Annotated in this window: 23 protein-coding genes and 1 tRNA gene; 16 read left to right on the top strand and 8 right to left on the bottom strand. The window is 65.0% G+C overall.

Annotated features, from left to right (window positions below):
• Positions 1-47: 47 nt before the first annotated feature.
• The 5 genes from E6C48_RS14630 to E6C48_RS14610 form a co-directional block, all read right to left on the bottom strand.
• On the bottom strand, positions 48-1577 hold the full coding sequence (locus E6C48_RS14630) for an ABC transporter substrate-binding protein (protein ID WP_136358451.1): 1530 nt from the start codon (positions 1575-1577) through the stop codon (positions 48-50).
• 26 nt (positions 1578-1603) lie between these two features.
• Entirely contained in the window at positions 1604-3418 is a 1815-nt protein-coding gene (locus E6C48_RS14625) for an ABC transporter ATP-binding protein (protein ID WP_136358449.1), read from the bottom strand.
• Positions 3415-5178 (bottom strand): acetyl/propionyl/methylcrotonyl-CoA carboxylase subunit alpha, encoded by a 1764-nt coding sequence (locus E6C48_RS14620; RefSeq protein ID WP_136358447.1) that lies wholly within the window; start codon positions 5176-5178, stop codon positions 3415-3417. Before E6C48_RS14620 ends, E6C48_RS14625 begins: the two co-directional genes overlap by 4 nt.
• A complete protein-coding gene (locus E6C48_RS14615; RefSeq protein ID WP_136358677.1) occupies positions 5175-6770 on the bottom strand; it encodes a 5-oxoprolinase subunit B/C family protein in 1596 nt (531 codons plus the stop codon). Before E6C48_RS14615 ends, E6C48_RS14620 begins: the two co-directional genes overlap by 4 nt.
• Before the next feature lie 65 nt (positions 6771-6835).
• Positions 6836-7612: a LamB/YcsF family protein gene (locus tag E6C48_RS14610; RefSeq protein ID WP_136358445.1), complete on the bottom strand. Its 777-nt coding sequence runs from the start codon at positions 7610-7612 to the stop codon at positions 6836-6838.
• A gap of 305 nt (positions 7613-7917) precedes the next feature.
• On the opposite strand from E6C48_RS14610, the gene E6C48_RS14605 reads away from it, so the two are divergent.
• The 4 genes from E6C48_RS14605 to E6C48_RS14590 all read left to right on the top strand — a co-directional run bounded on the left by E6C48_RS14605 (position 7918) and on the right by E6C48_RS14590 (position 11730).
• Positions 7918-8637, top strand: a complete 720-nt coding sequence (locus E6C48_RS14605; protein ID WP_230978771.1) for a GntR family transcriptional regulator — start codon at positions 7918-7920, stop codon at positions 8635-8637.
• A 212-nt stretch (positions 8638-8849) separates the two neighbouring features.
• On the top strand, positions 8850-9401 hold the full coding sequence (locus E6C48_RS14600; protein WP_136358443.1) for a MaoC family dehydratase: 552 nt from the start codon (positions 8850-8852) through the stop codon (positions 9399-9401).
• A 2-nt stretch (positions 9402-9403) separates the two neighbouring features.
• The gene (locus tag E6C48_RS14595; protein WP_136358441.1) at positions 9404-10576 is read left to right on the top strand and encodes a CaiB/BaiF CoA transferase family protein; all 1173 of its coding nucleotides are present in this window, start codon (positions 9404-9406) and stop codon (positions 10574-10576) included.
• A 20-nt stretch (positions 10577-10596) separates the two neighbouring features.
• Positions 10597-11730 (top strand): type 2 periplasmic-binding domain-containing protein, encoded by a 1134-nt coding sequence (locus tag E6C48_RS14590; RefSeq protein ID WP_206086511.1) that lies wholly within the window; start codon positions 10597-10599, stop codon positions 11728-11730.
• Here the strand turns inward: E6C48_RS14590 and E6C48_RS14585 are convergent.
• A complete protein-coding gene (locus E6C48_RS14585) occupies positions 11727-12515 on the bottom strand; it encodes an IclR family transcriptional regulator (protein ID WP_407941002.1) in 789 nt (262 codons plus the stop codon). The two genes, E6C48_RS14590 and E6C48_RS14585, sit on opposite strands and share 4 nt — an antisense overlap.
• Positions 12516-12672: 157 nt before the next feature.
• On the opposite strand from E6C48_RS14585, the gene E6C48_RS14580 reads away from it, so the two are divergent.
• The 12 genes from E6C48_RS14580 to E6C48_RS14525 all read left to right on the top strand — a co-directional run bounded on the left by E6C48_RS14580 (position 12673) and on the right by E6C48_RS14525 (position 23094).
• Entirely contained in the window at positions 12673-13992 is a 1320-nt protein-coding gene (locus E6C48_RS14580) for an ABC transporter substrate-binding protein (protein ID WP_136358437.1), read from the top strand.
• Positions 13993-14124: 132 nt separating this feature from the next.
• Positions 14125-15021: a carbohydrate ABC transporter permease gene (locus tag E6C48_RS14575; protein WP_136358435.1), complete on the top strand. Its 897-nt coding sequence runs from the start codon at positions 14125-14127 to the stop codon at positions 15019-15021.
• Between the two features lie 2 nt (positions 15022-15023).
• Complete coding sequence (locus E6C48_RS14570; protein WP_136358433.1) at positions 15024-15890, top strand: carbohydrate ABC transporter permease; 867 nt, start codon at positions 15024-15026, stop codon at positions 15888-15890.
• Positions 15891-15894: 4 nt separating this feature from the next.
• Positions 15895-16992, top strand: coding sequence for an ABC transporter ATP-binding protein (locus tag E6C48_RS14565; protein ID WP_136358431.1), 1098 nt, complete (start codon positions 15895-15897; stop codon positions 16990-16992).
• Between the two features lie 2 nt (positions 16993-16994).
• Positions 16995-18116 carry a mandelate racemase/muconate lactonizing enzyme family protein gene (locus tag E6C48_RS14560; protein WP_136358429.1) on the top strand — a complete coding sequence of 374 codons (1122 nt, stop codon included), beginning with the start codon at positions 16995-16997 and terminating at the stop codon, positions 18114-18116.
• Between the two features lies 1 nt (position 18117).
• On the top strand, positions 18118-18447 hold the full coding sequence (locus tag E6C48_RS14555; RefSeq protein ID WP_136358427.1) for an L-rhamnose mutarotase: 330 nt from the start codon (positions 18118-18120) through the stop codon (positions 18445-18447).
• Positions 18440-19513 carry a Gfo/Idh/MocA family protein gene (locus E6C48_RS14550; protein ID WP_136358424.1) on the top strand — a complete coding sequence of 358 codons (1074 nt, stop codon included), beginning with the start codon at positions 18440-18442 and terminating at the stop codon, positions 19511-19513. Before E6C48_RS14555 ends, E6C48_RS14550 begins: the two co-directional genes overlap by 8 nt.
• Positions 19510-19965 (top strand): MaoC/PaaZ C-terminal domain-containing protein, encoded by a 456-nt coding sequence (locus tag E6C48_RS14545; RefSeq protein WP_168734545.1) that lies wholly within the window; start codon positions 19510-19512, stop codon positions 19963-19965. The genes E6C48_RS14550 and E6C48_RS14545 overlap by 4 nt, the downstream gene beginning before the upstream one ends.
• A gap of 19 nt (positions 19966-19984) precedes the next feature.
• Positions 19985-20719 carry an SDR family oxidoreductase gene (locus E6C48_RS14540; protein WP_136358420.1) on the top strand — a complete coding sequence of 245 codons (735 nt, stop codon included), beginning with the start codon at positions 19985-19987 and terminating at the stop codon, positions 20717-20719.
• An 87-nt stretch (positions 20720-20806) separates the two neighbouring features.
• On the top strand, positions 20807-21652 hold the full coding sequence (locus E6C48_RS14535) for a fumarylacetoacetate hydrolase family protein (RefSeq protein ID WP_136358418.1): 846 nt from the start codon (positions 20807-20809) through the stop codon (positions 21650-21652).
• Positions 21653-21665: 13 nt separating this feature from the next.
• A complete protein-coding gene (locus tag E6C48_RS14530) occupies positions 21666-22943 on the top strand; it encodes an L-fuconate dehydratase (protein WP_136358416.1) in 1278 nt (425 codons plus the stop codon).
• 75 nt (positions 22944-23018) lie between these two features.
• Positions 23019-23094, top strand: a tRNA-Cys gene (locus E6C48_RS14525).
• Positions 23095-23158: 64 nt separating this feature from the next.
• Here E6C48_RS14525 and E6C48_RS14520 read toward each other — a convergent pair.
• Complete coding sequence (locus E6C48_RS14520) at positions 23159-24004, bottom strand: ABC transporter permease (RefSeq protein WP_136358414.1); 846 nt, start codon at positions 24002-24004, stop codon at positions 23159-23161.
• A gap of 9 nt (positions 24005-24013) precedes the next feature.
• On the bottom strand, positions 24014-24898 hold the full coding sequence (locus E6C48_RS14515) for an ABC transporter permease (protein ID WP_136358412.1): 885 nt from the start codon (positions 24896-24898) through the stop codon (positions 24014-24016).
• Positions 24899-24900 lie beyond the last annotated feature (2 nt).

The following is a 24900-nucleotide window of genomic DNA, read 5'->3' as shown; positions in this document are numbered from 1 at the left end:
TTAGTCAGGACGCCGCGCAATGGGCGCGGCGTCCGCAGTGGTCACGCCTAGTCGACAGTCACTTCGTTGAGCTTGATGCGGTTGTCGGGGGCGGGCGTGAAGTTCTTCACCCGCTTGTTGACGCCGTAGATGGCGTTGGAATTGTAGAGCGGCAGTTCCAGCGCCTTGTCGTTCACATAGGCGGCGATCTGCTTGAGCACCTTCTCGCGCTCGGCCGCATCGGTCATCGGCCGCTGCGATTCCAGCAGCTTGTCGAGCTCGGCGTCCTTCTCGTAGGGGTTCCACTTCTCGCCGCTGTGATACATCGAATAGGCGGTGTTGTCGTAGTCGAAGGTCCAGCCGCCCCACTTCTGCTGGAACAGCGCGCCCGTCTTGCCCTGCGGGATGATGTCGTTGAGCAGCACGTTCAATTCATAGGGCTTGATGGTGGGGTTCAGGCCGACGGCCTGCAGGTAGCTGCTCACTGCCTGCGCCACCTCGTTCATCGTCGCGTCATTGCCGCGGATGTCGATCTGCAGCGGCGCGCCCGGCTTCACGCCGGCCTCGGCCAGAAGCTTCTTCGCCCCTTCCGGATCGAAGGGCAGGCCCTTGAGGTCCGGATCGTAGCCGAGCGAGAGCGAGCTCTGGAAGCTGACGATCTCCGAAGCCTGGCCGGCCAGGATGGCATCGACGATGGTTTTGCGGTCGACGGCCATGATGATCGCCTTGCGCACGCGCACGTCAGCAGTGATGCCGTCGCGGGTGTTGAAGCGCAGCGCATCGACCGTCGGCCCCGGAACGCTCATCAGTTCGAGGCGGGAATCGCCCTTGATGGTCGGCACCATCGAGATCGGGATGATCGGCGGCACGACGATGTCGACGCGGCCGGCCTGCAACTCGGCGACGGCGGTGGCCGGCTCGGTGATGAACTTGTAGTCGAGCTCGGAGATTTTCGGCGCACCGCCCCAATAGTCCGGATTGGCCTCGAGCTTCACACCGATCTTCGGCTCGTAGGAGATGAACTTGAAGGCGCCGGTGCCGACCGGGTGGGTGTTGAAGTAATCCTCGCCCTTTTCCTTGATGTAGTTCGGCGGCACGATCATGGCGCCATAGCCCGCGAGCTTGGTCAAAAGCACCGGATCGGGGCTCTTCAGGATGAAATCGACGGTCGAGGGATCGACCACCTCGACCTTCTCGATCGCCGCGTAGTTGGATTTCTGCGGCCCCTTCGAGCCTTCGTCGCCGAGCAGGCGGTCGAAGGTGAATTTCACGGCGTCGGCATTGAAGGGCTCGCCGTCGTGGAACTTGACGTTCTGGCGCAGCTTGAAGGTGATCTTCTTGCCATCCTCGGAGACCTGCCAGGACTCGGCAAGGCCGGGAACCAGCTTCAGGTCCGGCCCGCGATAGGTCAGGCCATCGAAGATGTTGGTAGCCACGGTCGCCCAGGCCACGAGGAAGGTATCGACCGGGTCCCAACTGCCGGGGTCCTGAGACAGCGAAACGGTCAGCTTGCCGGCGGCGAGGGACGGCGAAGCGGCAATCAGGGCGGTGGACAGTGCCAGCGCGCCGAGAAGCGACCGGGTGAATTTGAGTTCCATGCGTTGGTTCCTCCTGTGGATTGTTCCTAACCGGCGACGAAATGGCCGGCTTCGATTTCGCTCATGGTGACGATGGCCGGCTCGTCGCCGACCGGGCGAAGCGGGCTCGGGATCTCGCCGGTGGGGACCGGCGTATCGCGGCGGACCGTGGGATCGGCGACCGGAACCGCCGACAAGAGCCTTTTGGTGTAACTGTGCGCGGGCGTCTCGAACACCTGCCGGCGCCGGCCGAGTTCGACGATCTGGCCGAGATAGAGCACGGCGACACGGTGGCTGATCTTTTCCACCACCGCCATGTCATGGCTGATGAAGAGATAGGCCAGGCCGCGCTCGGCCTGCAGGTCCATCATCAGGTTGATGATCTGCGCCTGGATCGAGACGTCCAGCGCCGACAGGGATTCGTCGGCGACGATGAGTTCCGGATCGCAGGCGAGGGCGCGGGCGATGCAGACGCGCTGGCGCTGGCCGCCGGAAAACTCGTGCGGATAGCGCCCGGCATGCGCCGCCGTCAACCCGACGCGCTCCAGCAACTCATGCACCTTGCGCTTCGCATCGGCGGCAGACATCAGCCTGTGCGTCAGGATCGGCTCAGCGATGGAGAAGCCGGCGGTCTTGCGCGGGTCGAGCGATTCGAACGGGTCCTGGAAAATGTACTGGATCTTCTGCCGCAGTGCGTGACGCTCGGCCTTGTTCAGGTCCGTCAGCTGGCGGCCGCGGAACGAGATCGTGCCGGAAGTAGCAGCCTGCAATTGCTGGATGGTGCGCCCGATGGTCGACTTGCCCGATCCGGATTCGCCGACGAGCGCCAGCGTCTCGCCCGGATAGATGGTGAAGCCGACCTTCTCGACGGCATGGACGCGATGGCTGACGCCGCCGAACAGGCCGCGCTTGACGTCGAAGCGCACGACAAGGTCGCGCACTTCCAGAAGCGGCGCCGCGTCTTCGCGGGCAGTATCCTGGATGCGCTCCTCTTCGGCCGCGGTCGTCACGCCGTCGTCGGTTGCGGCGGTCAGCGGCGTGCGCAGGGGCAGGTCCTTGCCCTGCATGGCGCCGAGCTTCGGCACGGCGGCGAGCAGCGCCTTGGTGTAGGGCTGCACGGGCTTGGCGAAGATGGTCCTGACGTCGCCTTCTTCGACCTTGCGGCCGTTTCGCATCACCACCACGTCGTCGGCCATTTCCGCCACCACGCCCATGTCGTGGGTGATGAAGATGACGCCAATGCCGAATTCCTTCTGCAGGTCGCGGAGGATGGCGAGGATCTGCGCTTGGATTGTCACGTCGAGCGCCGTGGTCGGCTCGTCGGCGATCAGCAGCTTCGGCTTGCAGGCCAGCGCCATGGCGATCATCACGCGCTGGCGCATGCCGCCTGACAGTTGGTGCGGATAGCGCTTCAACTGACCCTTCGGGTCGGGCAGGCGCACCTTGGCCAACAGCTCCGCCGCCGCCTCCAGCGCCTGCGCGCCGGTCAGGCGCTCGTGCAGGATCAGCGCCTCGCTGATCTGGTCGCCGATGGAGAAGACGGGATTGAGCGAGGTCATCGGCTCCTGGAAGATCATGGCGATCTCCTTGCCGCGGATCGAGCGCATCTGGTCCTGGCTGAGCGCCAGAAGATCGACCGGTCCATTGCTGCTTTGGAAAAGGATTTTACCGCCAGCGAAGCGGGCGCCGGCCATGTCGGCCAGCCGCATGATCGAAAGGGCTGTCACCGACTTGCCGGAACCGGACTCGCCGACGATGGCAAGCGTGCGGCCGGCCTCGACCGAATAGGACAGGTTGTCGACCACGCGGCTGGCGCCGAACTCGACGCTGAGGCCCTCGATCGACAGGATCGGATCGATCATTCCTGAACCTCCGAGGCATCGGTTCCGGTCGTGCCGGCATCGGCCGGCGCGATCCGCGCGATGACCGCACCGGCAGTCTGCAACGATCCCGCCTTCGCCAAAAGCGTTATCCTGCCGCTGTGCCGCGCCGCCACGGTCGTTTCCATCTTCATGGCGTCCATCACGGCAACCACGTCGCCCGCCTCGACACGATCTCCATCCGATACGCGCCACAGTGCGAGCACGCCCGGAACCGGCGCGCGTACGGCATTTTCGTCCGGCGTGGGCGAAGAGGGTTCGACCGGGGTAGCTGCTGGTCGTCCGAGCAGACCGAGCAGCGCGTCGGGAATGCCGATCTCGACGAGCCTGCCGTCGATCTCGATCCTGCCGCGCAACATGCCGGCCTCGACCACTGGCGCCGGACGCCTGCCGGCGTCCAATACCCCGGCAAAATCCGTCTCGATCCAGCGGGTGTGGATGGCGAAGTTTTTCGAGAAATCCGGATGGCCTAGTGCGGCGCGGTGGAAGGGCAGGACGGTCGGCACGCCCTCGATGCGGAACTCGCCGAGCGCCCGCCGCGCCCGGGCGATGGCCTCGTCGCGCGTCGATCCCCAGACGATCAGCTTGGCGATGAGGGAATCGAACAGCGGCGGCACCGTCGAGCCCGTTTCGACGCTGCAGTCGATCCGAACACCCGGACCCGACGGCGGGGCGAAAAGCGAAATCGCACCGGCCATCGGCAGGAAGCCGCGGCCGGGGTCCTCGACGTTGATGCGGAACTCCAGCGCATGGCCGCGCGGTCTCGGCGTCTCGGTGAAGGAGAGCGGCAGGCCTTCGGCGATGCGGAACTGCTCGCGCACGAGGTCGACGCCGGTCGTTTCCTCGGTCACCGGATGCTCGACCTGGAGGCGGGTGTTGACTTCGAGAAAGGAGATCACGCCGTCGGCGGAAAGCAGGAACTCGACCGTGCCGGCGCCGGTATAACCAGCCGCCTTGCAGATGGCGCGCGCTGCCTGCTCGACGCGTTCGCGCTGTTCGTCGGTCAGGAACGGCGCCGGAGCCTCCTCGATGAGCTTCTGGTTGCGGCGCTGCATCGAGCAATCGCGCGTGCCAACGACGACGACGTTGCCAAGCCTGTCGGCCAGCACCTGCGCCTCGACGTGGCGCGGCCGGTCGAGGAACTGTTCGATGAAGCATTCGCCGCGCCCGAAGGCGGCTGTGGCTTCGCGGGTGGCGGAATCGAAAAGCTCCTCCACTTCGTCCATCGCGCGCGCGATCTTCAAGCCGCGCCCGCCGCCGCCATGGGCGGCCTTGATGGCGATGGGCAGGCCGAATTTTCGGGCGAAGGCGAGCGCCTCGGCGGCGGTGGCGACCGGCCCGTCGCTGCCGGCGACCAGCGGCGCGCCGACGGCACGGGCGATCTCGCGTGCCTGAAGCTTGTCGCCCAGCGTCTCGATGACCTTCGGATCCGGCCCGATCCAGGTCATGCCCGCATCGATGACCGCTTGCGCGAACTCGGCTCGCTCCGACAGGAAGCCGTAGCCCGGATGGACGGCATCCGCGCCGGAGCGCTTTGCGATAGCGATCAGCTTACCGATGTCGAGATAGGTCTCGCCAGCCTTCTGTCCGTTCAGCGCGTAGGCTTCGTCGGCCATGCGCACGAACGGCGCACCAGCATCGGCGTCTGCGTAGACTGCTATCGAAGCGAGACTCGCATCCTTGCAGGCCCGGATGATGCGCACGGCGATTTCGCCACGATTGGCAATCAGCACCTTCTTCATGGCGCGGCTCCGATCTCGGCAAAGGGGCCGAGCGCGTTGAAGCGCAGCTTGGCGCCGATGGGGACTTGCCCGGCAAGATCGAGATGGTGGGCTGCCACGTTGGCGATGACCGGATAGCCGCCTGTCAGCGGATGATCGGCAAGGAACAGTACCGGCTGGCCACTCGCCGGCACCTGTATGGCGCCCTGCATGGTGGCCTCGCTCGGCAGTTCGCGCGTGTCGCTGCGTTCGAGAGCGGAGCCCTTCAGGCGGATGCCGACACGGCTCGATTGCGGCGTAACCTCCCAGTCCTGTGACAGGAAGCTTGCAACGGCCTGCGGCGTGAACCAGTCCGTGCGCGGCCCCAGCGTGACGTCGAGCGTCACCACCTCGCCGGCTTTCGGAAGGTCGGGATGGATCGTCTGGACAGTCGAGACGAGCGCACCCACCGGCGCTGCCAGAACGTCGACACGATCACCTGTCGAGAGCGCGCGCGGCCCGATCTGCGCCAGTGTATCGCTGGAGCCGCTGCCCAGCACCGGCTCGACGGCGAAGCCGCCGCGCAAGGCCAGATAGGAGCGGAAGCCGCGCGTCGCCTCGCCGATCGAAACCGTGTCGCCGTCTTCAAGCGCTATCGCCGCATCGTTGGTGGCGGCGATGGTCGTCCCGTCCGTCGCCTCGATGGTGATGGAGGCCGGTGCGCCGGTCAGCGCCATGACGCCGGCGCCCTTCATCCTGAAACGAAACCGGCCGAAGGTGATTTCGAGCGCCGCCGTGCCCGGTGGGTTGCCGACCAGCCGATTGGCAGCCTTGAGGCTCACCTTGTCGGCCGCGCCGGAAATGCTGACGCCCTGGCTGGCCTGACCGGGGCGCCCGAGGTCCTGGAGGAGAACCGGAAATGGAGCGTCGAGGACGTGCATCTGCGCGGCCACGACATCCTTGCGCGCCGCTTGCCTCGGTGCCTTGCGTCGGTGTGCGGCGATTGCCGTAGGGTGGTGCGAACCCGCCATGTCGACGAAGCCGACGCGATATCCCGGTTGCAGGATCGTCGCCGGATCGCGCTCCAGATCGAACATGGCGAGCGGCGTCGAGCCGATCAGCTGCCAGCCGCCGGGACTGGTCTTCGGGTAGACGCCGCTGAATGTTCCCGCCAGTCCTACGGCTCCCGCCGGCACCTGCGTTCGCGGTGTCTTGCGGCGCGGAACGTCGAGCAGCGGATCGCCGCCGGCGAGGTAGGCGAAGCCGGGCGCAAAGCCGGTGAAGGCAACCGTGTAGTCGGCGCCTGTGTGGCGCCGCACGACTTCCGCTTCGCTCATGCCCAGCAATGCGGCGACCTCTGCAAGATCCTCACCGTCGTAGCGAACCGGAATTTCGACCAGCGGGCCGGTCGCTGCCGGTGCGGCCGAAAGGTCACGGCCGGAAATCTCCTCGACCAGACGTGCTGGCGTTAGCTCGCCGGGGTCGAATGCGACGAGCAGGGTGCGCGCCGCCGGGATGAGCTCCGAAATCCCGGCAATCGGCTCGTTCTCGAGCGAAGCAAGCAGGGCGAGCGTCGTTTCCAGGTCGGGGAGTTCGACGAGGATACGGCCTGCGCGGACGGGAAGAAAGCGCAGTGCCGGGTGCCGGCCGGCGATCGGCGAGCCAGCGGCTCCAGGAGGCGATGTTTTCGCCAGCGCGGTCACCGCGCCTCGGCCTTGCCGGAAAACGGCTGCACGGACAGGCCGGCTTCTTCCAGCCCGGCCCGCAGGTGCCGGGCGATCGCCACAGCGTCGGGGCTGTCGCCATGGACGCAGACGGATTGGGCGTCGATGGCGACGTCGCTGCCGTCGATCGACCGGATCACGCCGTCCTTCACCATGCGAACGATCCTTTGCGCGATCTCCTGCGGGTCGTGCAGCACCGAACCCTTCTCGCGCCGCGAGACGAGCTGGCCGTCGGCGGTATAGGCCCGGTCGGCGAAGGCTTCCGCCACGACGGTCAGGCCAGCAGCGCGGGCCTGCGCGATCAGCGGCGATCCCGCCAGCGCCATCAGGACGAGGCCGGGATCGACGCTGCGGATGGCGGTGATGACGTCGCTCGCCTGCCGTTGGTCGTGGGCGATGGTGTTGTAGAGCGCCCCGTGCGGCTTGACATAGGTGACGGTCGTGCCGGCCGCCGCCGCCAGACCCTTCAGCGCGCCGATCTGGTAGATGACGTCGCCGACCAGTTCCTCGCTCGACGGGTCCATGTTGCGGCGTCCGAAGCCGGCAAGGTCGCGGTAGCCGACATGCGCACCGATGGCGACGCCGCGCCGGCCGGCCGCCTTGAGCGTGCGCAGGATGCCGGCTGGATCGCCGGCATGGAAGCCGCACGCCACGTTGGCGCTGCTGACGATGTCCAGCATCGCTGCGTCGTCGCCCATCGTCCAGGCGCCGAAGCTTTCACCCAGGTCGCTGTTGATGTCGATCACCGGCATGACGGGGCTCCATCGCGGCAAAGGCAGCCTTGGGGCATCCGGAGCGAGCGGCTGCAACCAGGACAAAAAGCGTGAATGCCGATGAGCGCCATCGAACCGACCCCTCCCAAGGTCTCCATCTTTCCTGGCATCCCTTAGCAGAAAGTGACTGGCTTGTCCATATTGTTCAACAATCTTAATTATAGTAGTATACAATATGGGAAGCGACGGCTGCCTATTTGGTGTTCTGTGTTCCCGGACCGGGTTGAAGCAGGGCCGGTCAGATCGTAAGTCTCGGCCCTGCCGGTTCCTCGGAGATCGGCGCCATGATGGAGCGCACAGTGACTGCTCGCCCTGACGCCGATGCGGCCGGCTCGCTCTCCTCCCTTGTCGAGCGGCGGGCGACCGGCGTCGCCCAATCCCACCGCATCGCGGCACGTCTTCGCGAGCGCATCGTCGCCGGCACGCTCAAGCCGGGTGCGCATCTGTCCGAAGCGGCGTTGAGCGAGGAACTGGACGTCTCGCGCAACACCTTGCGGGAGGCGTTCCGGGTGCTCGCCAAGGAAGGCATCCTGAACCATGAGGTGAATCGGGGCGTGTTCGTCTCGATCCCGAGCACACAGACCATTGTCGATGTCTACCGTGTGCGGCGGCTGGTGCAGTGCGCGGCGCTTGCCCAGGGTTATGCCGGACACCCGGGCGCGATCCACATGCGCGCCGCCTTGCAGGAGGCCGAGCGCTGTCGCGGCATCGGCGACTGGCTCGGCGTCGGCAGCGCTGACATCGCCTACCACGCGGCTATCGTGGAACTGGCCGACAGCCCCCGTCTTTCGGCCTTCTTCGGGCAGGTTCTTCTGGAACTGAGGCTCGTCTTCGGCCTGCTGCCGAATGCCGAGCACCTGCACGCGCCCTTCGTTGACCGCAACCGGGCCATTCTGGGCCTGCTCGAGGACGGCCGGCCGGCGGAAGCCGCACAGGCGCTCGAGACCTATCTAGGCCAGGCAGAACGCCTGATCCTGTCGGCCTATTCGCCCCTCTCGAAATAGATTGCACGATCGCTCGCCGGTCGGATCGACCTGTCTTGAGCCGTGCGTTCGGCCGCGATGGCACGCGGCCTTGCGACGCCGGTTTGTTCGCTTGCCTTTCAAACTCATATGTGAATATGATCTTTACAAGAGAAGATTGGGAGGATCGTCATGCGGTCGCGCGGCGCCACGCCGGTGCGATGCATGCTTTCCCCGCAGCGGATGGACAACTCATGACCAGCTTCGCGCCGACCGTTGGCGTCGCCTCCACCCATCCCGCCGACATGCCGGCCGACCATGCCGACTTGCCGGTGTGGAACGCCGAGAACTGGTTCTACGAGGACTGGCCGGTCGGCCAGAAGATCCGCTCTTTGCGCCGCACCATGGCCGAAGGCGACAGCCATCTTTTCAATGCGCTGGTGCTCGACATCCACCCTTACGTGCAGGACCAGATGTTCGCCGAGCGCGAGGGCATTTTCGGCAAGCGTCTGGTTGCCGGCGCCTTCGTCTTTTCCGCCGGTCTCGGCCTCGTCGCCACCAACTGCGTCAACGCCTTTTCCTACGGCTACGACAAATTGCGCTTCATCAAGCCGGTCTTCATCGGCGACACCATCTATTCGATCCGCACCAACCTGGACAAAACCCCTCGCTACAAGGACATGGGCCTGATCCGCGCCAGCTACGAGGTGTTCAAGGGCGAGGGCGAACTGGTGCTCTATTGCGAGCATCTGCAGACGGTGAAGTACAGGAACCCGGCCGATTTCGCCGGCAAGACGGAGAAGTGACGATGGCCGCCGCTGACTTGCCGCTCGCCGATCTGCCCCTGGCCGGCCTCGTCGTCGTCGACATGAGCCAGTTCCTGTCGGGGCCGTACTGTTCGCTCAGGCTTCTCGACCTCGGCGCCCGCGTCATCAAGGTCGAGCGGCCGGACGGCGGCGACCTGTCGCGCCGGCTCTATCTCAGCGATACCGAGATCGGCGGCGATTCCACCATCTTCCACGCCATCAACCGGGCCAAGGAAAGCTTTGCCGTCGACCTGAAGAACGAGGACGATCTGGCGGCCTTGCGTGGGCTTCTCGCGCATGCCGACGTGCTGATCCAGAACTTCCGGCCGGGCGTCATCGAGCGCCTCGGCCTCGACTACGAGCACGTCAAGGCGCTCAACCCGCGTCTGGTCTATGCCTCGATCAGCGGCTACGGCGAGGAGGGGCCGTGGGTGAAGCGGCCGGGCCAGGACCTGCTCGCCCAGGCGCGTTCCGGCATCATGTGGCTGAACGGCGACGAGGAGCAGGGGCCGGTGCCGTTCGGCCTGGCGGTGGCCGACATGCTGGCGGGCGCCGCCTGCGCGCAGGGCATTCTCGCTGCCCTGGTGCGGCGCGGCATCACTGGCAAGGGCGGTCATGTCGAGACGAGCCTGTTCGAGGCGCTGATCGATTTCCAGTTCGAGGTGCTGACCACCCACCTCAACGACGGGCAGCGCCTGCCGCGCCGCTCCTCCTTCCGCAGCGCCCATGCCTATCTGGCTGCGCCCTACGGCGTTTATCCAGCGAGCGACGGCTTCCTGGCGCTCGCAATGATGCCCATTTCGAAGCTCGCCGATCTCTTGCAGATCGAGGCGCTTGCGCCCTATCGCGACGAACCCGCGACCTGGTTCACCGCGCGCGACGAGATCAAGGCCATCATCGCCCGGCGCATTGCCGAGAAAACCGTCGATGAATGGCTGGCGATCCTCGAGCCAGCCGACGTCTGGTGCGCTAGGGTTCTGAACTGGCGCGAGATGCTGGACAGCGACGGCTTCAAGGCGCTCGACCTGTTGCAGACGGTGACGCGCGACGATGACGTCGCGATCCACACCACGCGCTCGCCGCTCAGGGTCGACGGCGTACGGGCAAAGGTCGAGCGGGCGGCGCCGCGCATCGGCGAGCACAGCGAAAAAATCCGCATGGAGTTCGGCCTGTGAGCGGCGTGCGCTTGAAAGGCATGACCTGGAGCCATCCGCGCGGCTATGACCCGATGGTCGCCTGTTCCGCGCTCTGGGAGGCCAAGACAGGCGTTTCCATCACATGGGAAAAGCGCTCGCTGCAGGACTTCGAATCCTTCCCGGTGGAAGAACTGGCGCGCGCCTACGACCTCATCGTCATCGATCATCCGCATGTCGGCCAGATCACCGCCGAGAATTGTCTGGCGCCGCTAGATGTGGTGGGACGCGAGGCGGAACGTGAAGCGCTGGCCGCCGGAAGCGTCGGACGCTCCTATCCGAGCTACCGATGGCAGGGCCGGCAATGGGCCTTTCCCATCGATGCGGCCGCACAGGTGCAGGCCTGGCGGCCGGACCTCATCGATGCGCCGCCGGCGACATGGGCGGACGCGCTGGCCCTTGCCCGGCAGGGACGAGTGCTACTGCCGCTCAAGCCACCGCATTCTCTGATGGCGTTCTATACGCTCGCCGCCAATCTCGGTCGGCCCTGCGCCGTTGAAGGACCGGGCGACCTGATCGACCGCGAAACCGGCGAAACGGCCTTTGCCATGCTCGCCGAAATGGCGGCTTTGGTCGATCCGCACTGTCTTGCGATGGACCCGATCGCGGTGTCGGAAAAGATGGCCGAGGCCGGTTCGCAAATTGCCTGCGCGCCGCTGATCTACGGCTATGTTTCCTATGCGATGGCTGGCTTCCGGCCGCACCGGCTGGCCTTCAGCGACATTCCGGCGGCAGGTGGCGACGGTCCGGTCGGCTCCGCGCTCGGCGGCACGGGCATCGCCGTATCGGCCCTTTCCACGGCGAGGGACGCGGCCATCGACTTCGCTTATTGGATTGCCAGCGGTGCCGTGCAGCGCGGTCCCTATGCCGCCGCCGGCGGCCAGCCTGGCCATGCCGACGCCTGGCAGGACGGTGCGGTCAACGCCGCCACCGGCGATTTCTATCGCGCCACGCGCGCCACGCTCGAAGGCGCCTGGGTGCGCCCGCGCCACGACGGCTACATGGCCTTCCAGCAAGCGGCGTCCGACGCCATCAATGAAGGCCTTTCAGCGAAAAAGCCGGCTGCGGCCGTGATCGCGGACCTGAATCGCCTCTTTTGCGGCAGCTTTTCCAAGCGCCGGTCTGAGCGGAATTAGGGCGTCGTCCCGACGTCTGAGCCCGCCAGCTTCGACAGGCGGGCAGTGGCCTCCTGAAGCAGGGCGATCGTTTTGGTAATGTCCGGGGCGGTTGGGGCGTTGACCAGCGTGATGTAGGGAATGGTGAGCGCCGCGATGCCGCGCCCGTCCGAGCCGAGGACCGGTGCGGACAGATTATAGACGCCCGCCGTCTGCAGCGAGGCCATCATCTCGTAGCCGCGCTGGCGCACCTGGTCGAGCCGGGCGAAGAAGTCCGGCGACTGCTTCATCTCTTCGTTGCTGCGCAGGTGTTCGGCGATCATCATTGCGCGCTCCTCAGGCGAGCGGAACGCCAGCAACACATGGCCGGAGCCAGTGTCGAACAGGCTGATATGCGAGCCGACGCGGATCGAGATGCCCCAGTAGTGAGGCGCCTCCTGCTGGGCGATGACGACGGCGTTGCCACGGTCGAACACGACGAGCTGGTTGGCCTGCCACGAGGTCTCGGCCAGTTCGCGCATGATCGAGGTGGCGTAAGAGACGAGCCGGCGCACCGGCGCGTGCAGTTGCGCGAGCCCGAACAACTTCAGGGTCAGCGAGTAGCGGTCGCCGTCGGGACGCGTGACGTAGCCGCGTTTCACCAGCCGGTCGAGCATCCGGTAGAACTCGTTCGGGCTGCGGTCCAGCCGCTTGGCGATCTCGGCCTGAGTCAGGCCGCTGTCCACGCTGGCCAGCAGCTCGAGGATGTCCAGCCCCTTGTCGAGCGCCGGTGCGCGGTAGCGGTCGTCCTCGTCGTCCTGCACCATGGCCTCTCTGGTGAATTTCAATCTTCATATACGCAAACGGTCGGCGTTGGGAAGATATTTGGCTTGACCGGTCGTAAATATTTTGTTTGCATATGAATGAAGCAAGTGAACGGCTTCAAATCATGGGCAGCCGACGGATGCCCCAGGGAGGATATTCATGAACAGACTGCTTTCCGGCGTCGCCGCCGGTGCATTGCTGCTGGTGTCGGGCGTGGGCATGGCACAGGCGGCCGATCTGCCCGGCAAGTTTCCCGGCGTCACCATCGACGCCAAGCTGATCGGCGGCCAGCAATACGAGAAGCTCTACGAGCGCATCGGTGAATGGGAGAAGGCGACCGGCGCCAAGGTCAACGTCCTGTCGAAGAAGAACCATTTCGACCTCGACAAGGAAATCAAGTCGGACATCGCCTCCAACTCGATCACCTGGTGCGTCGGCTCCAACCACACCTCGTTCGCTCCGCAATATCCGGGCATCTATGTCGACCTGAACACGCTCTTGCCGAAGGAGGAGATCGACGCCTTCGTTCCGGCCAACATCGCCGCCGCGACCCTGGACGGCAAGCTGGTGATGCTGCCGCGTGCCCAGTTCGACGTTTCGGCGCTCTACTACCAGAAGAGCCTCTATCAGGACGAAGCCAAGAAGAAGGCCTACAAGGAGAAGTACGGCGAGGAACTGGCGCCGCCCGACACGTTCGACGAGATGGCCCAGCAGGCTGAATTCTTCGCCAACCCGCCGGATTTCTACGGCACGCAGTTCGCCGGCAAGGAAGAGGCCATCAACGGCCGCTTCTACGAGATGCTGGTGGCCGACGGTGGCGAGTATCTCGACAAGGACGGCAAGCCCGCCTTCAATTCCGAGGCCGGCGTGCAGGCGCTCGACTGGTTCGTAAACCTCTACAAGGCCAAGGCCGTGCCGGCCGGCACCACCAACTACCTGTGGGACGATCTCGGCCAGGGTTTTGCGTCGGGCACCGTCGCGCTCAACCTCGACTGGCCGGGCTGGGCCGGCTTCTTCAACGACCCGAAGTCGTCCAAGGTAGCCGGCAATGTCGGCGTCAAGGTGCAGCCCAAGGGCTCGTCGGGCAAGCGTTCCGGCTGGTCGGGCGCGCACGGCTTCTCGGTGACCGAGAACTGCGCCAACAAGGAGGCTGCTGCCTCGCTCGTCTGGTGGCTGACCAACGAGGACAGCCAGAAGCTGGAAGCCGCCGCCGGCCCGCTGCCGACCCGCACCGCCGTGTGGGAATGGGATATCGAGCAGGCGAAGTCCGATCCTTACAAGACCGAAGTGCTGCAGGCCTTCCAGGAAGCCGCCAAGAACGCCTTCCCGGTGCCGCAGACTGCCGAGTGGATCGAGATTTCCAACGCTGTCTATCCTGAGCTCCAGGCTGCTATCCTTGGCGACAAGACGTCCAAGCAGGCGCTGGACGACGCGGCTGCCAAGGCGACGCAGATCCTCGAGGATGCTGGCAAGCTCTGATTTGTCCTTTACGCGGCGCCGTCGCGATTGCCCGGCGCCGCTTCCTTTTTTCGCCCCAGCGCCGATAGTCTGCATCGAGCAGGGGCGTCGCCCCGTGCTCCGTTCGCGTGGCGCCCCAGGGATTGTCTTTGCATGAAAGCCAGGCGGCTATCCGCACCCACCCTCCTGCTGCTGCCGGCCGTGATCGTGCTGGCGGCGGTGGTCGTGGTGCCGCTCATCCTGTCGTTCTATTCCAGTTTCACGCCGTTCCGCCTGACCCGGCCGGAGACCTTCTTCACCTTCATCGGCCTGCGCAACTACCAGCGCATCCTCTCCGACTGGAATTTCTGGGTCGCCTTCGGCCGCACGGTGCTGTTGCTGACGGTGGCGCTCAACCTTGAGATGCTGCTCGGCCTGGGGTTGGCCCTGCTGGTCGAGAAGGCGACGCGCGGCCAGCGTGTATTGCGCACCATCATGATGTTCCCGATGATGTTCTCGCCGATCCTCGTCGGCTTCCAGTTCAAGTTCATGTTCAACGACAATATCGGCCTGGTGAACAACGCCCTGCAATCGCTCGGCCTGACCGAACGGGCCATCCCTTGGCTGATCGACGGCAAGCTCGCCTTCGCCGCCATCTCGATCGCCGAAATCTGGTCCTCCACGTCCATCTTCGCCATCCTCATTCTCGCCGGCCTGCTTGCCATGCCCAAGGAACCGGTGGAGGCCGCACGCGTCGACGGCTGCACGCCCTGGCAGACGTTCCGCTATGTCACCCTGCCGTTCGTCATGCCGTTCGCCTACATCGCCATGACGATCCGCTCGCTCGACGTGGCGCGCGCCTACGACATCGTCAAGATCATGACAGACGGCGGGCCTGCCGGCCGCACCGAGCTCCTGTGGACGCTGATCGCGCGCACCGCCTATAGCGACGCGCGCATGGGGCAGGCCAACGCCATGGCTTATTTCTCGATCCTTTTGTCGATCGTCTTCACCGTCTATTTCTTCAGGAAGCTTGCCGCGGCGCGCACGCAGATCGGCGCGGAGTGGTGACGATGGACGCCAACGCATCCGCCCGCCTGAAGCGCCGCATCGCCACGGTCGCCCACCGCGTCGGCCTGTTCCTTGCCATGCTGGTGATCTGCCTGCCCGGCCTGTGGATCGTGCTTTCCTCGTTGAGGCCCACCGTCGAGATCATGGCCAAGCCGCCGGTGTGGATCCCGCAGCAGGTCTCGTTCGACGCCTATGTCGCGATGTTTTCGGGCGTCGGCAAGGGCGGCATTCCCGTCCTCGACTATTTCCGCAACTCGCTGATTATCTCGATCACCTCGACGGTGATCGCCATCGCCATCGGCATGGCCGGCGGCTACGCCTTCGCCCGCCACCGCTTCCGCGGTAAGTCGGCGATGTTCCTCGGCCTGATGCTGACGCGCACGGTGCCCGGCATCGCGCTCTCGCTGCCGCTGTTCTTCGTCTATGCCAAGCTCGACATCATCGACACGCATTTCGGCTTGATCCTGGCCTATGTCGCGCTCAACGTGCCGTTCACCATCTGGCTGATCGACGGCTTCTTCAGGCAGGTGCCGAAGGATCTCGCCGAAGCGGCCCAGATTGACGGCTGCACGCGCTGGCAGGCCTTCTGGCAGGTCGAGTTCCCGCTCGCCGGGCCGGGTATCGCCTCTTCGGGCATCTTCGCCTTCCTCACCTCGTGGAACGAATTCGCCCTCGCTTCGCAACTCACGCGCTCGATCAACTCCAAGACGCTGCCGGTCGGCTTGCTCGACTACACCGCCGAGTTCACCATCGACTGGCGCGGCATGTGCGCGCTGGCGGTGGTGATGATCGTACCGGCGCTGCTCCTCACCTTCATCGTCCAGAAGCACCTCGTCGGCGGCCTGACCTCCGGCGCGGTGAAAGGTTGATTTCATGGCGACCGTATCCCTGAAGAAACTGACCAAGCGCTATGGCACGATGGAGATCGTCCACGGCATCGACCTCGATGTCGGCGACCGCGAGTTCATCGCGCTGGTCGGCCCGTCCGGCTGCGGCAAGTCGACGACGCTGCGCATGATCGCCGGGCTGGAGGAGATTTCGGGTGGCACGATCGAGATCGGCGAGCGCGTCGTCAACGACCTGCCGCCGCGCTCGCGCAACATTTCCATGGTGTTCCAGTCCTACGCGCTCTATCCGCACATGACGGTGCGCGAGAACCTCGGCTTTTCGCTGAAGATCGCCGGCGTCGCCAAGGAGGAGACGGACAGGCGCGTCGCCGAGGCTTCCGCCATCCTCGGCCTCGATGCGCTGCTGGAGCGCCGCCCCTCGCAATTGTCCGGCGGCCAGCGCCAGCGCGTTGCCATGGGCCGCGCCATCGTGCGCGATCCGGACGTCTTTCTGTTCGACGAACCGCTCAGCAATCTCGACGCCAAGCTGCGCACGCAGATGCGCACCGAGATCAAGAAGCTGCACGCCAAGGTGAAGTCCACCGTCATCTATGTCACCCACGATCAGGTCGAGGCGATGACGCTGGCTGACCGCATCGTCATCATGCGCGAAGGCTATATCGAGCAGGTCGGTACACCCGACGAGGTATTCAAGCGGCCGGCGACGCGTTTCGTCGCCGGCTTCATCGGATCGCCGCCGATGAACCTGCACGAGGCAACGGTTGCGGACGGCAGGCTGGTTTTTTCCGGCGGCGGCAGCCTGCCGCTGCCCGGCCGCTTCAAGGCCACCGTCAGCGCCGGCGACAAGGTGGTGTTCGGCCTGCGCCCCGACGACCTCTATCCGGTCGGCCACGGTCTCCAGTCAGGCGATGCGGCCGACGTGCATGAGCTGGAATTGCCGGTGACGGTCACCGAGCCGCTCGGCAACGAGACGCTGGTGTTTTCCGAATTCGACGGCCGCGATTGGGTGTCGCGTATGTTGAACCCGAAACCATTGAAGGCCGGCGACCGCGTCGCCATGAGCTTCGATCTTTCCCAGGCGCACCTGTTCTCCGCCGAAACCGGCAAGTCACTGAGGACCTGACCATGGCCCGGATCGAAAAAGTCGAACTCAGCATGGTCGACTTGAAGCCGAAGGTCAAGCGCACCGACGCCATCCAGAGCTTTGTTTCGCAGGAGACGCCGATCGTCACGATCACCGACGCCGATGGCGCGGTCGGCATGGGTTACAGCTACACCATCGGCACCGGCGGTTCGTCGGTGATGCGGCTTCTGGCCGATCATCTGGCGCCGCGCCTGATCGGCCGCGACGCGGATAGGATCGAGGCAATCTGGCACGAGCTGGAATTCGCCACGCACGCCACCACCATCGGCGCCATCACGGCCATCGCCCTCGCAGCCATCGATACCGCTCTGTGGGATCTCAGGGCGAAGAAACAGGGCCTGCCGCTGTGGAAGCTCGCCGGCGGCGCCAAGGACCGCTGCCCGCTCTACACCACCGAGGGCGGTTGGCTGCACATCGACACGCAAGCGCTCGTCGAGGACGCGCTGGCCGCCAAGGCCAAGGGTTTTACCGGTTCCAAGGTCAAGATCGGCAGGCCGCACGGCGCCGAGGATTTCGCCCGGCTTTCCGCCGTGCGCAAGGCGGTCGGCGACGGCTATGAGATCATGACCGATTGCAACCAGGGCTTCTCCGTCGATGAAGCGATCCGCCGCGCCGAGCGGCTGCGCGACCTCGACCTCGCCTGGATCGAGGAGCCGCTGCCTGCCGACGACATCGACGGCCATGTGCGGCTTTCCCGCTCGACGGCGACGCCCGTAGCGGTCGGCGAGTCACTCTATTCGATCCGCCACTTCCGCGAATATATGCAGAAGGGCGGCTGCTCCATCGTGCAGGTTGACGTCGGCCGCATCGGCGGCATCACGCCCTGGCTGAAAGTGGCGCACATGGCCGAGGCCTTCGACATGCCGGTCTGCCCGCATTTCCTCATGGAGCTGCATGTCAGCCTGGTCTGTGCCATCCCGAACGGCAAGTATGTCGAGTACATTCCCCAGCTCGACGACCTGACGGACAGGAAGATGCGCATCGAGAATGGTCAGGCGCTGGCGCCGCAGGAGCCCGGCCTCGGCATCGACTGGGATTTCGACGCCATCGAGGCGCGCCGTATTGCCGAATTCGACGCTATCGTCACCGAGCGGAGAAACTGAGATGCAACGCATGGGCATGGTGCTCGGCCTCAAGCCGGAAAAGATCGAGGAATATGTGCGCCTGCACGCCGCCGTCTGGCCGGAGGTGCTGGCCACCATTTCGGCCTGCAACATCAAGAATTATTCGATCTATCTCAGGCAGCCGGAAAACCTGCTGTTCGCCTCTTTCGAATATCACGGCACCGATTTCGCAGCCGATATGGCCAAGATGGCTGCCGATCCCAAGACGCAGGAATGGTGGGCCATCTGCATGCCGCTGCAGCAGCCGTTCGAGACCCGCAAGGAGGGCGACTGGTGGGCGTCGATGGACGAAGTGTTCCATCATGACTGACCGTTTCGATCCGGCCTCCTTTTCGCAATCGTGGCCGATGCCGTCGAAGCCGCGCCCGATCGTGACGTTTGGTGCCGGCTCCATCGTCGGCGACGCGCACTTCCCGGCCTATAGAAAAGCCGGCTTCCCGGTCGCAGGCCTCTATGACCCGGACCAGGCCAAAGCGCGGAAACTGGCTGCCGAGTGGAACGTCCGCGCCTTCACCTCGGTGGCCGAGGCAGCGAGCGTCGAGGGCGCGATCTTCGATCTCGCCACGCCGCCGGCCCGTCATGCCGGGGTGCTGGAGGCGCTGCCGGATGGCGCGGTCGCCCTGATCCAGAAGCCGATGGGCAACAACCTCGAAGAGGCGACAGAAATCCTGGAAATCTGCCGGCGGAAGAAGCTTTCAGCGGCGGTCAATTTCCAGCTTCGCTTCGCGCCGATGATGCTGGCGCTGAAGGATGCGATCGCGAAGGGCTGGCTCGGCGAGGTGGTGGATTTCGACGCCTGGCTGGCGCTCGACACGCCATGGCAGCTCTGGGAATTCCTGCTCAAGGCGCCGCGCGTCGAGATCGCCATGCACTCCATCCACTATCTCGACCTGATCCGGCAACTGCTCGGCGATCCGGCCGGCGTTCACGCCAGGACGCTTGGGCATCCGAACCATACGGTGGCGCAGACGCGCACCAGCGCCATCCTCGACTACGGCGAGACCGTGCGCTGTTCGCTGTCGATCAACCACGACCACAAGTTCGGCCGCCGCCATCAGGCCTGCGAGTTTCGCATCTCGGGCACCGAAGGCGCGGCCTGGCTGCAACTCGGCGTCAATCTCGACTATCCGCGCGGCGAGCCGGATATCCTCGAAATCTACCCGAAGGGCGGCGACGGCTGGGTCCCGGTTCCACTGTCTGGCGCATGGTTCCCGGACGCCTTCGTCGGCCGCATGGCCAATGTCCAGCGCTTTGCCGCCGGCGAGGACGCAGAATTGGTCAGTTCCGTCGAGGACGCCTGGAACACGATGGCGCTGGTCGAGGCGGCGTACCGGTCGAGCGCCGCGCCCGCCACGCCGTTGGCGAGGAAACCCTGATGGAACAGACCACATATTTCGAGGACTACGAGATCGGCGCATCGCGCAAGACCAGCGGGCGCACCATCACCGAGACCGATTTCGTCGTCCATGCCGGCCACACCGGTGATTTCTTCCCGCATCACATGGACGCCGAGTTCATGAAGGCAACGCCCTTCGGCCAGCGCATCGCCCATGGCACGCTGGTGTTTTCCGTCGGCGTCGGGCTGACGGCGAGTGTCATCAACCCCGTCGCCTTTTCCTACGGCTACGACCGGTTGCGCTTCATCAAGCCGGTCTTTATCGGCGACACCATCCATACCCGCACCACCATCGCCGCCAAGGAGGACGATCCGAAGCGAGCCGGCTCCGGCCGGTTGATCGAGCGTATCGAGGTCGTCAACCAGCACGGCGAGGTCGTGCTGGCGGCGGATCACATCTATATCGTCGAGCGGCGAACCAAGCCGGCTTGACGCAGCAAGGAGACAGGACGTGTCACAGGATTTGAAAGGCAAGACGGTGGTCGTCACCGCCGCCGCGCAGGGTATCGGACGGGCATCGGTGCTGGCGTTCGCGGCTGCCGGCGCCAACGTGATTGCCACCGACATCAACGAGGCGGCGCTTGCCGAACTGAGCGGCACGCCAAGGCTCGTCACGCGCCGGCTCGACGTGCTGGACGACGCCGCGGTCAAGGCGGCGTTCGCCGAGATCGGGCGGGTCGACGTCCTGTTCAACTGCGCCGGCTTCGTGCATGGCGGCTCGGTACTGGACATGAAGCAGGGCGACCTGGATTTCGCCATCGACCTCAACGTGAAGGCGATGGTCCGCACCATCCGCGCGGTCCTGCCCGGCATGCTGGAACGGGAAGACGGCGCGATTATCAACATGTCGTCGGTCGCGAGTTCGCAGAAAGGCGTGCCCAACCGCTTCGTCTACGGCCTGACCAAGGCTGCCGTGATCGGCCTGACCAAGGCGGTCGCCGCCGACTATGTGGCCAAAGGCATCCGCTGCAACGCCATTTGCCCCGGCACGGTCGAAAGCCCGTCGCTGGAAGGCCGCATGCGCGCGCAGGGCGACTACGAAACGGCCCGCGCCGCCTTCATCGCCCGCCAGCCGATGGGTCGGCTGGGCAAGGCCGAGGAAATCGCCGATCTGGCGGTTTATCTGGCCGGCGCGACCTATACGACGGGACAGGCCTACAATATCGACGGCGGCTGGTCGATCTAGGAAGGCATTCAAGTCCCTGCTTCGGCAGGATGGGCGAAACGATCTCAAGTGGCCTTTCCCGGCCGCGATTCAATCAGGAGAGAAAAGATGAAACTTCTTCGCTATGGCGAGCCGGGTGCCGAAAAACCGGGTCTTCTCGATGCGGACGGCGTCATCCGCGATCTGTCGGCCCATGTCGCCGACATTGGCGGCGGCGCGCTTGACGCGACCTCGCTCGCGGCGCTGGCGAAGCTCGATGCGAAAAGCCTGCCCGTCGTTGCTGGAACACCGCGCCTCGGCGCCTGCGTGGCGGGCACCGGCAAGTTCATCTGCATCGGGCTCAATTATTCCGACCATGCCGCCGAGACGGGCGCCACCGTGCCGCCCGAGCCGATCATCTTCATGAAGGCGACCTCGGCTATCGTCGGCCCCAACGACGATGTTCTGATCCCGCGCGGGTCGGAAAAGACCGACTGGGAAGTTGAGCTTGCCGTCGTCATCGGCCGGAAGGCCAAATATGTCTCCGAAGCCGAGGCGCTGGACTATGTCGCCGGCTACTGCCTCACCAACGACGTCTCGGAGCGTGCTTTCCAGGCCGAGCGGCAGGGCCAGTGGACCAAGGGCAAGAGCTGCGACACCTTCGGGCCGATCGGTCCCTGGCTGGTGACGAAGGACGAAATCAAGGACCCGCAGGACCTGAAGATGTGGCTGACGGTCAATGGCGAGACGCGGCAGAACGGCTCGACCAAAACCATGGTCTACGGCGTCGCCTTCCTCGTCTCCTACCTGTCGCAGTTCATGTCGCTGATGCCCGGCGACGTCATTTCGACCGGTACGCCGCCCGGCGTCGGCCTCGGCATGAAGCCGCCGCGCTACCTCAAGGCCGGCGATGTCGTCGAACTCGGCATCGAGGGGCTGGGCACGCAGAAGCAGACCTTCCGGGCGGACGTCTAGGCGGACCATCGGCATGACCAGCATCACCGGTCTGCGCGTCTTCGACCTGCGCTTTCCGACCTCGCAAAGCCTCGACGGCTCCGATGCGATGAACCCGGACCCGGACTATTCGGCCGCCTACATCATCCTCGACACCGACATGGCCAACCTGAAAGGGCATGGGCTGACCTTCACCATCGGTCGCGGCAACGAAGTCTGTTGTACCGCGATCGAGGCGTTGCGGCATCTCGTCGTCGGGCTCGACCTCGATTGGGTCAAGCAGGACCCGGGCCGCTTCTGGCGTCACGTCACCGGCGACAGCCAGTTGCGCTGGATCGGCCCCGACAAGGGGGCGATGCATCTGGCCGTCGGCGCCGTCGTCAACGCCGTCTGGGACCTGTGGGCGAAGGAGGCGGGCAAGCCGGTGTGGCGGCTGGTGGCTGAGATGAGCCCCGAGGAGATCGTGCGTATCGTCGATTTCCGCTATCTCACCGACGCGATCACCCCCGGCGAGGCGCTGGAAATCCTGAAGAAAGCCGAAGCCGGAAAAGCCGAGCGCATCGCCGCGCTCGAGCGCGAGGGTTATGCCTGCTATACGACCTCGGCCGGCTGGCTCGGCTATTCCGACGAGAAGCTGGCCAGGCTTTGCCGTGAGGCGGTCGAGCAGGGCTTCGATCACATCAAGCTGAAGGTCGGCCGCGACCGCGCCGACGATATCCGCAGGCTGAAGATCGCCCGCGACGTCATCGGCCCGGATCGCTTCCTGATGATCGACGCCAACCAGGTCTGGGAGGTCGATGAGGCCATCGACTGGTTGAAGGACCTTGCCTTCGCCAAGCCCTTCTTCATCGAGGAGCCGACCAGCCCAGACGACATCGCCGGTCATGCGGCAATCCGCAAGGCGGTGGCGCCGATGAAGGTGGCGACCGGCGAGATGTGCCAGAACCGCATCCTGTTCAAGCAATTCATCGCCGGCGGCGCCATCGATGTGGTGCAGATCGATTCCTGCCGTATGGGCGGCCTGAACGAGGTGCTGGCGGTGCTCCTGATGGCGGCCAAGTATGATCTGCCGGTCTGGCCGCATGCCGGCGGGGTCGGCCTGTGCGAATATGTCCAGCACCTGTCGATGATCGACTATGTCGCCGTTTCCGGCACGAAGCAGGGCAGGGTGATCGAATATGTCGATCACTTGCACGAACACTTTCTCGATCCTTGCGTCATCCGTAACGCGGCCTACATGCCGCCGGCGACACCGGGCTTCTCCATCGAGATGAAGCCGGCGTCCATTGAGGCCTACCGCCATCGCGTCTGACCGGTCGGCGCTGTTGGCTGGCGATCCATCCGTAAACAATTACTTAACGGACGGGATTATATCGCGTCGCGATCCGATCTCGTGGTGGAGTGGCGAGGCAAAGGACCGCAGATCCTTCGATCCCCGGTTCGATTCCGGGGCGAGGTCTCCATCAATCACTACTTCTCGCCTTGAGCGATCGTTCCGGCCGAACCTCAATCAGGCCGACATGACGTCTATTGTTGCGCGGGCGCCTGCTTGGCGCGGGCGACGATCTGCGTCGGATTGACGAAGCGCAGCGCGATCAGCAGCCAGACGAGCGTGGTGATCATGTAGATGACGGCCATGGCGTCGATCGACTGCACGGCGCGCACGCCGGAGGCGAAGACCGAATAATAGAGCGCGACAACCAGCGTCTGGCTGGTCGGCCCGGCGGTCAGGAAGGTCAGCTCGAACATGCCGACCGTGCGCACCAGCACCAGGAGCAGCGCCGCCAGGATGCCGGGCACCAGCATCGGCAGCAGCACATGGATGAAGAGCTTGAAGGTGTTGGCGCCGAAGACGCGGGCCGCCGCCTCGATCTTGGGATCGATCTGCTCGATGAAGGGGATCATCACCAGGATGACGAAGGGGACGGTCGGCACCAGGTTTGCGATCACCACACCCCAGAAGGTGCCGCCGACACCGGCCTGATAGAGCACGGTAGCCAGCGGAATGCCGAAGGTGATCGGCGGCACCAGCAGCGGCAGGAGGAACAGCAGCATCACCAGCTTCTTGCCGGGGAAGTCGCGCCGTGCCAGCGCATAGGCGGCGGTCACCCCCAGAAGGCCGGACAGGGCGACGACGATGAAGGCGATCTGGAAGGTGACGATCAGCACGTCATGCAGTTGGAATTCCGACCATGCGGCGAAGTACCAGCGATCGGTGAAGCCGGCGGGCAGCCATGTGCCGAGCCAGCGGGTGCCGAAGGACGACAGGATGACGGCGACGATCATGGCGGCGAGGTTGAGGACGAAGAAGATCACCACCGCCCAGACCGCGGTGATCCACAATTTCGCGCCGATGGTCGTGTCGCGGATCATCGGATCACCTCAGCCTTTCCCGCCGGCCGTCGAGCCGCGGTAGAACAGGTTGCGGAACGCCAGTATGGCGACGACGATGACCATCTGAACGGCGGCCATGATCATGGCGATGGCCGAGGCCATCGAGTAGTCGTACTGCTCGAAGGCGGCCTGATAGGCGGCGATCGAGATGACGCGCGTCGGTCCCGCCGGCGCGCCGAGCAGAATGGCCGAAGGAAAGACGGCGAAGGCCTGCACGAAGGACAGGCAGGCCGAGATGGCGAGCCCTGGTGCCAACAGCGGCAAAAAGACGTGACGGAAGCGCTGCCAGGCGCCGGCGCCATGCGTGGCTGCGGCATGTTCCAGCGCCGGGTCGATGCCCGTCACATAGGACAGCGTCAACAGGAAGGTGAACGGAAAGCCGGTGATGATAAGGGACGCGAACACACCCCAGTAGTTGTTGGTAAGCTTCAACGGATGTTCGATGACGCCGAACAGCATGAGCGTGCGGCTGAACCAGCCCTGCGGCCCGAGATAGTTGAGCAGGCCTTCGGCAACCAGCACCGTGCCCAACGTGACCGGCAGGACGAGGATGGTGGTCAGCAGGCGCTGGCGTGTCATCAGCCGGACTCGAAGCGCGATCGGTACCGCCAGCGCCAGGCTGATGACGGTGACGGGAATCGCCAGCCACAGTGTCGTGGCGATGGTCCTGTAAAGGAACGGATCGGAAAAGAAGCGCTGGTAGTTGGCAAGCGCGCCGCCTTCCTTCGGCTCGAAGGAGAGCAGCAGGCCGTAGGCGAAGGGATAGATGAAGACGGCGAGCACGAACAGGATTGCCGGCAGCGCCAGAAGCGTCACGCCGTCGATGCCCCTCAGGGCAAGGCGTTGGCGCAGGGAAGGCTGTGGGTCGGCCATCG

Source organism: Ollibium composti (assembly GCF_004801285.1).
In the GTDB taxonomy this organism is placed as follows: domain Bacteria; phylum Pseudomonadota; class Alphaproteobacteria; order Rhizobiales; family Rhizobiaceae; genus Mesorhizobium; species Mesorhizobium composti.
The sequence above is the reverse complement of the archived record's forward strand: the minus strand, read 5'-3'. Positions and strand labels throughout refer to the sequence as shown.

Excerpts from the sequence above, each read along its gene's own strand:
- E6C48_RS14585 (WP_407941002.1), bottom strand. The coding sequence starts at position 12,515 with ATGGTGCAGGACGACGAGGACGACCGCTACCGCGCACCGGCGCTCGAC.
- E6C48_RS14550 (WP_136358424.1), top strand. The coding sequence starts at position 18,440 with ATGACTGACCGTTTCGATCCGGCCTCCTTTTCGCAATCGTGGCCGATG.
- E6C48_RS14520 (WP_136358414.1), bottom strand. The coding sequence starts at position 24,004 with ATGATCCGCGACACGACCATCGGCGCGAAATTGTGGATCACCGCGGTC.
- E6C48_RS14535 (WP_136358418.1), top strand. The coding sequence starts at position 20,807 with ATGAAACTTCTTCGCTATGGCGAGCCGGGTGCCGAAAAACCGGGTCTT.
- E6C48_RS14590 (WP_206086511.1), top strand. The coding sequence starts at position 10,597 with ATGACCTGGAGCCATCCGCGCGGCTATGACCCGATGGTCGCCTGTTCC.
- E6C48_RS14570 (WP_136358433.1), top strand. The coding sequence starts at position 15,024 with ATGGACGCCAACGCATCCGCCCGCCTGAAGCGCCGCATCGCCACGGTC.
- E6C48_RS14515 (WP_136358412.1), bottom strand. The coding sequence starts at position 24,898 with ATGGCCGACCCACAGCCTTCCCTGCGCCAACGCCTTGCCCTGAGGGGC.
- E6C48_RS14565 (WP_136358431.1), top strand. The coding sequence starts at position 15,895 with ATGGCGACCGTATCCCTGAAGAAACTGACCAAGCGCTATGGCACGATG.
- E6C48_RS14530 (WP_136358416.1), top strand. The coding sequence starts at position 21,666 with ATGACCAGCATCACCGGTCTGCGCGTCTTCGACCTGCGCTTTCCGACC.
- E6C48_RS14625 (WP_136358449.1), bottom strand. The coding sequence starts at position 3,418 with ATGATCGATCCGATCCTGTCGATCGAGGGCCTCAGCGTCGAGTTCGGC.
- E6C48_RS14610 (WP_136358445.1), bottom strand. The coding sequence starts at position 7,612 with ATGCCGGTGATCGACATCAACAGCGACCTGGGTGAAAGCTTCGGCGCC.
- E6C48_RS14630 (WP_136358451.1), bottom strand. The coding sequence starts at position 1,577 with ATGGAACTCAAATTCACCCGGTCGCTTCTCGGCGCGCTGGCACTGTCC.
- E6C48_RS14555 (WP_136358427.1), top strand. The coding sequence starts at position 18,118 with ATGCAACGCATGGGCATGGTGCTCGGCCTCAAGCCGGAAAAGATCGAG.
- E6C48_RS14600 (WP_136358443.1), top strand. The coding sequence starts at position 8,850 with ATGACCAGCTTCGCGCCGACCGTTGGCGTCGCCTCCACCCATCCCGCC.
- E6C48_RS14560 (WP_136358429.1), top strand. The coding sequence starts at position 16,995 with ATGGCCCGGATCGAAAAAGTCGAACTCAGCATGGTCGACTTGAAGCCG.
- E6C48_RS14620 (WP_136358447.1), bottom strand. The coding sequence starts at position 5,178 with ATGAAGAAGGTGCTGATTGCCAATCGTGGCGAAATCGCCGTGCGCATC.
- E6C48_RS14575 (WP_136358435.1), top strand. The coding sequence starts at position 14,125 with ATGAAAGCCAGGCGGCTATCCGCACCCACCCTCCTGCTGCTGCCGGCC.
- E6C48_RS14605 (WP_230978771.1), top strand. The coding sequence starts at position 7,918 with ATGATGGAGCGCACAGTGACTGCTCGCCCTGACGCCGATGCGGCCGGC.
- E6C48_RS14595 (WP_136358441.1), top strand. The coding sequence starts at position 9,404 with ATGGCCGCCGCTGACTTGCCGCTCGCCGATCTGCCCCTGGCCGGCCTC.
- E6C48_RS14580 (WP_136358437.1), top strand. The coding sequence starts at position 12,673 with ATGAACAGACTGCTTTCCGGCGTCGCCGCCGGTGCATTGCTGCTGGTG.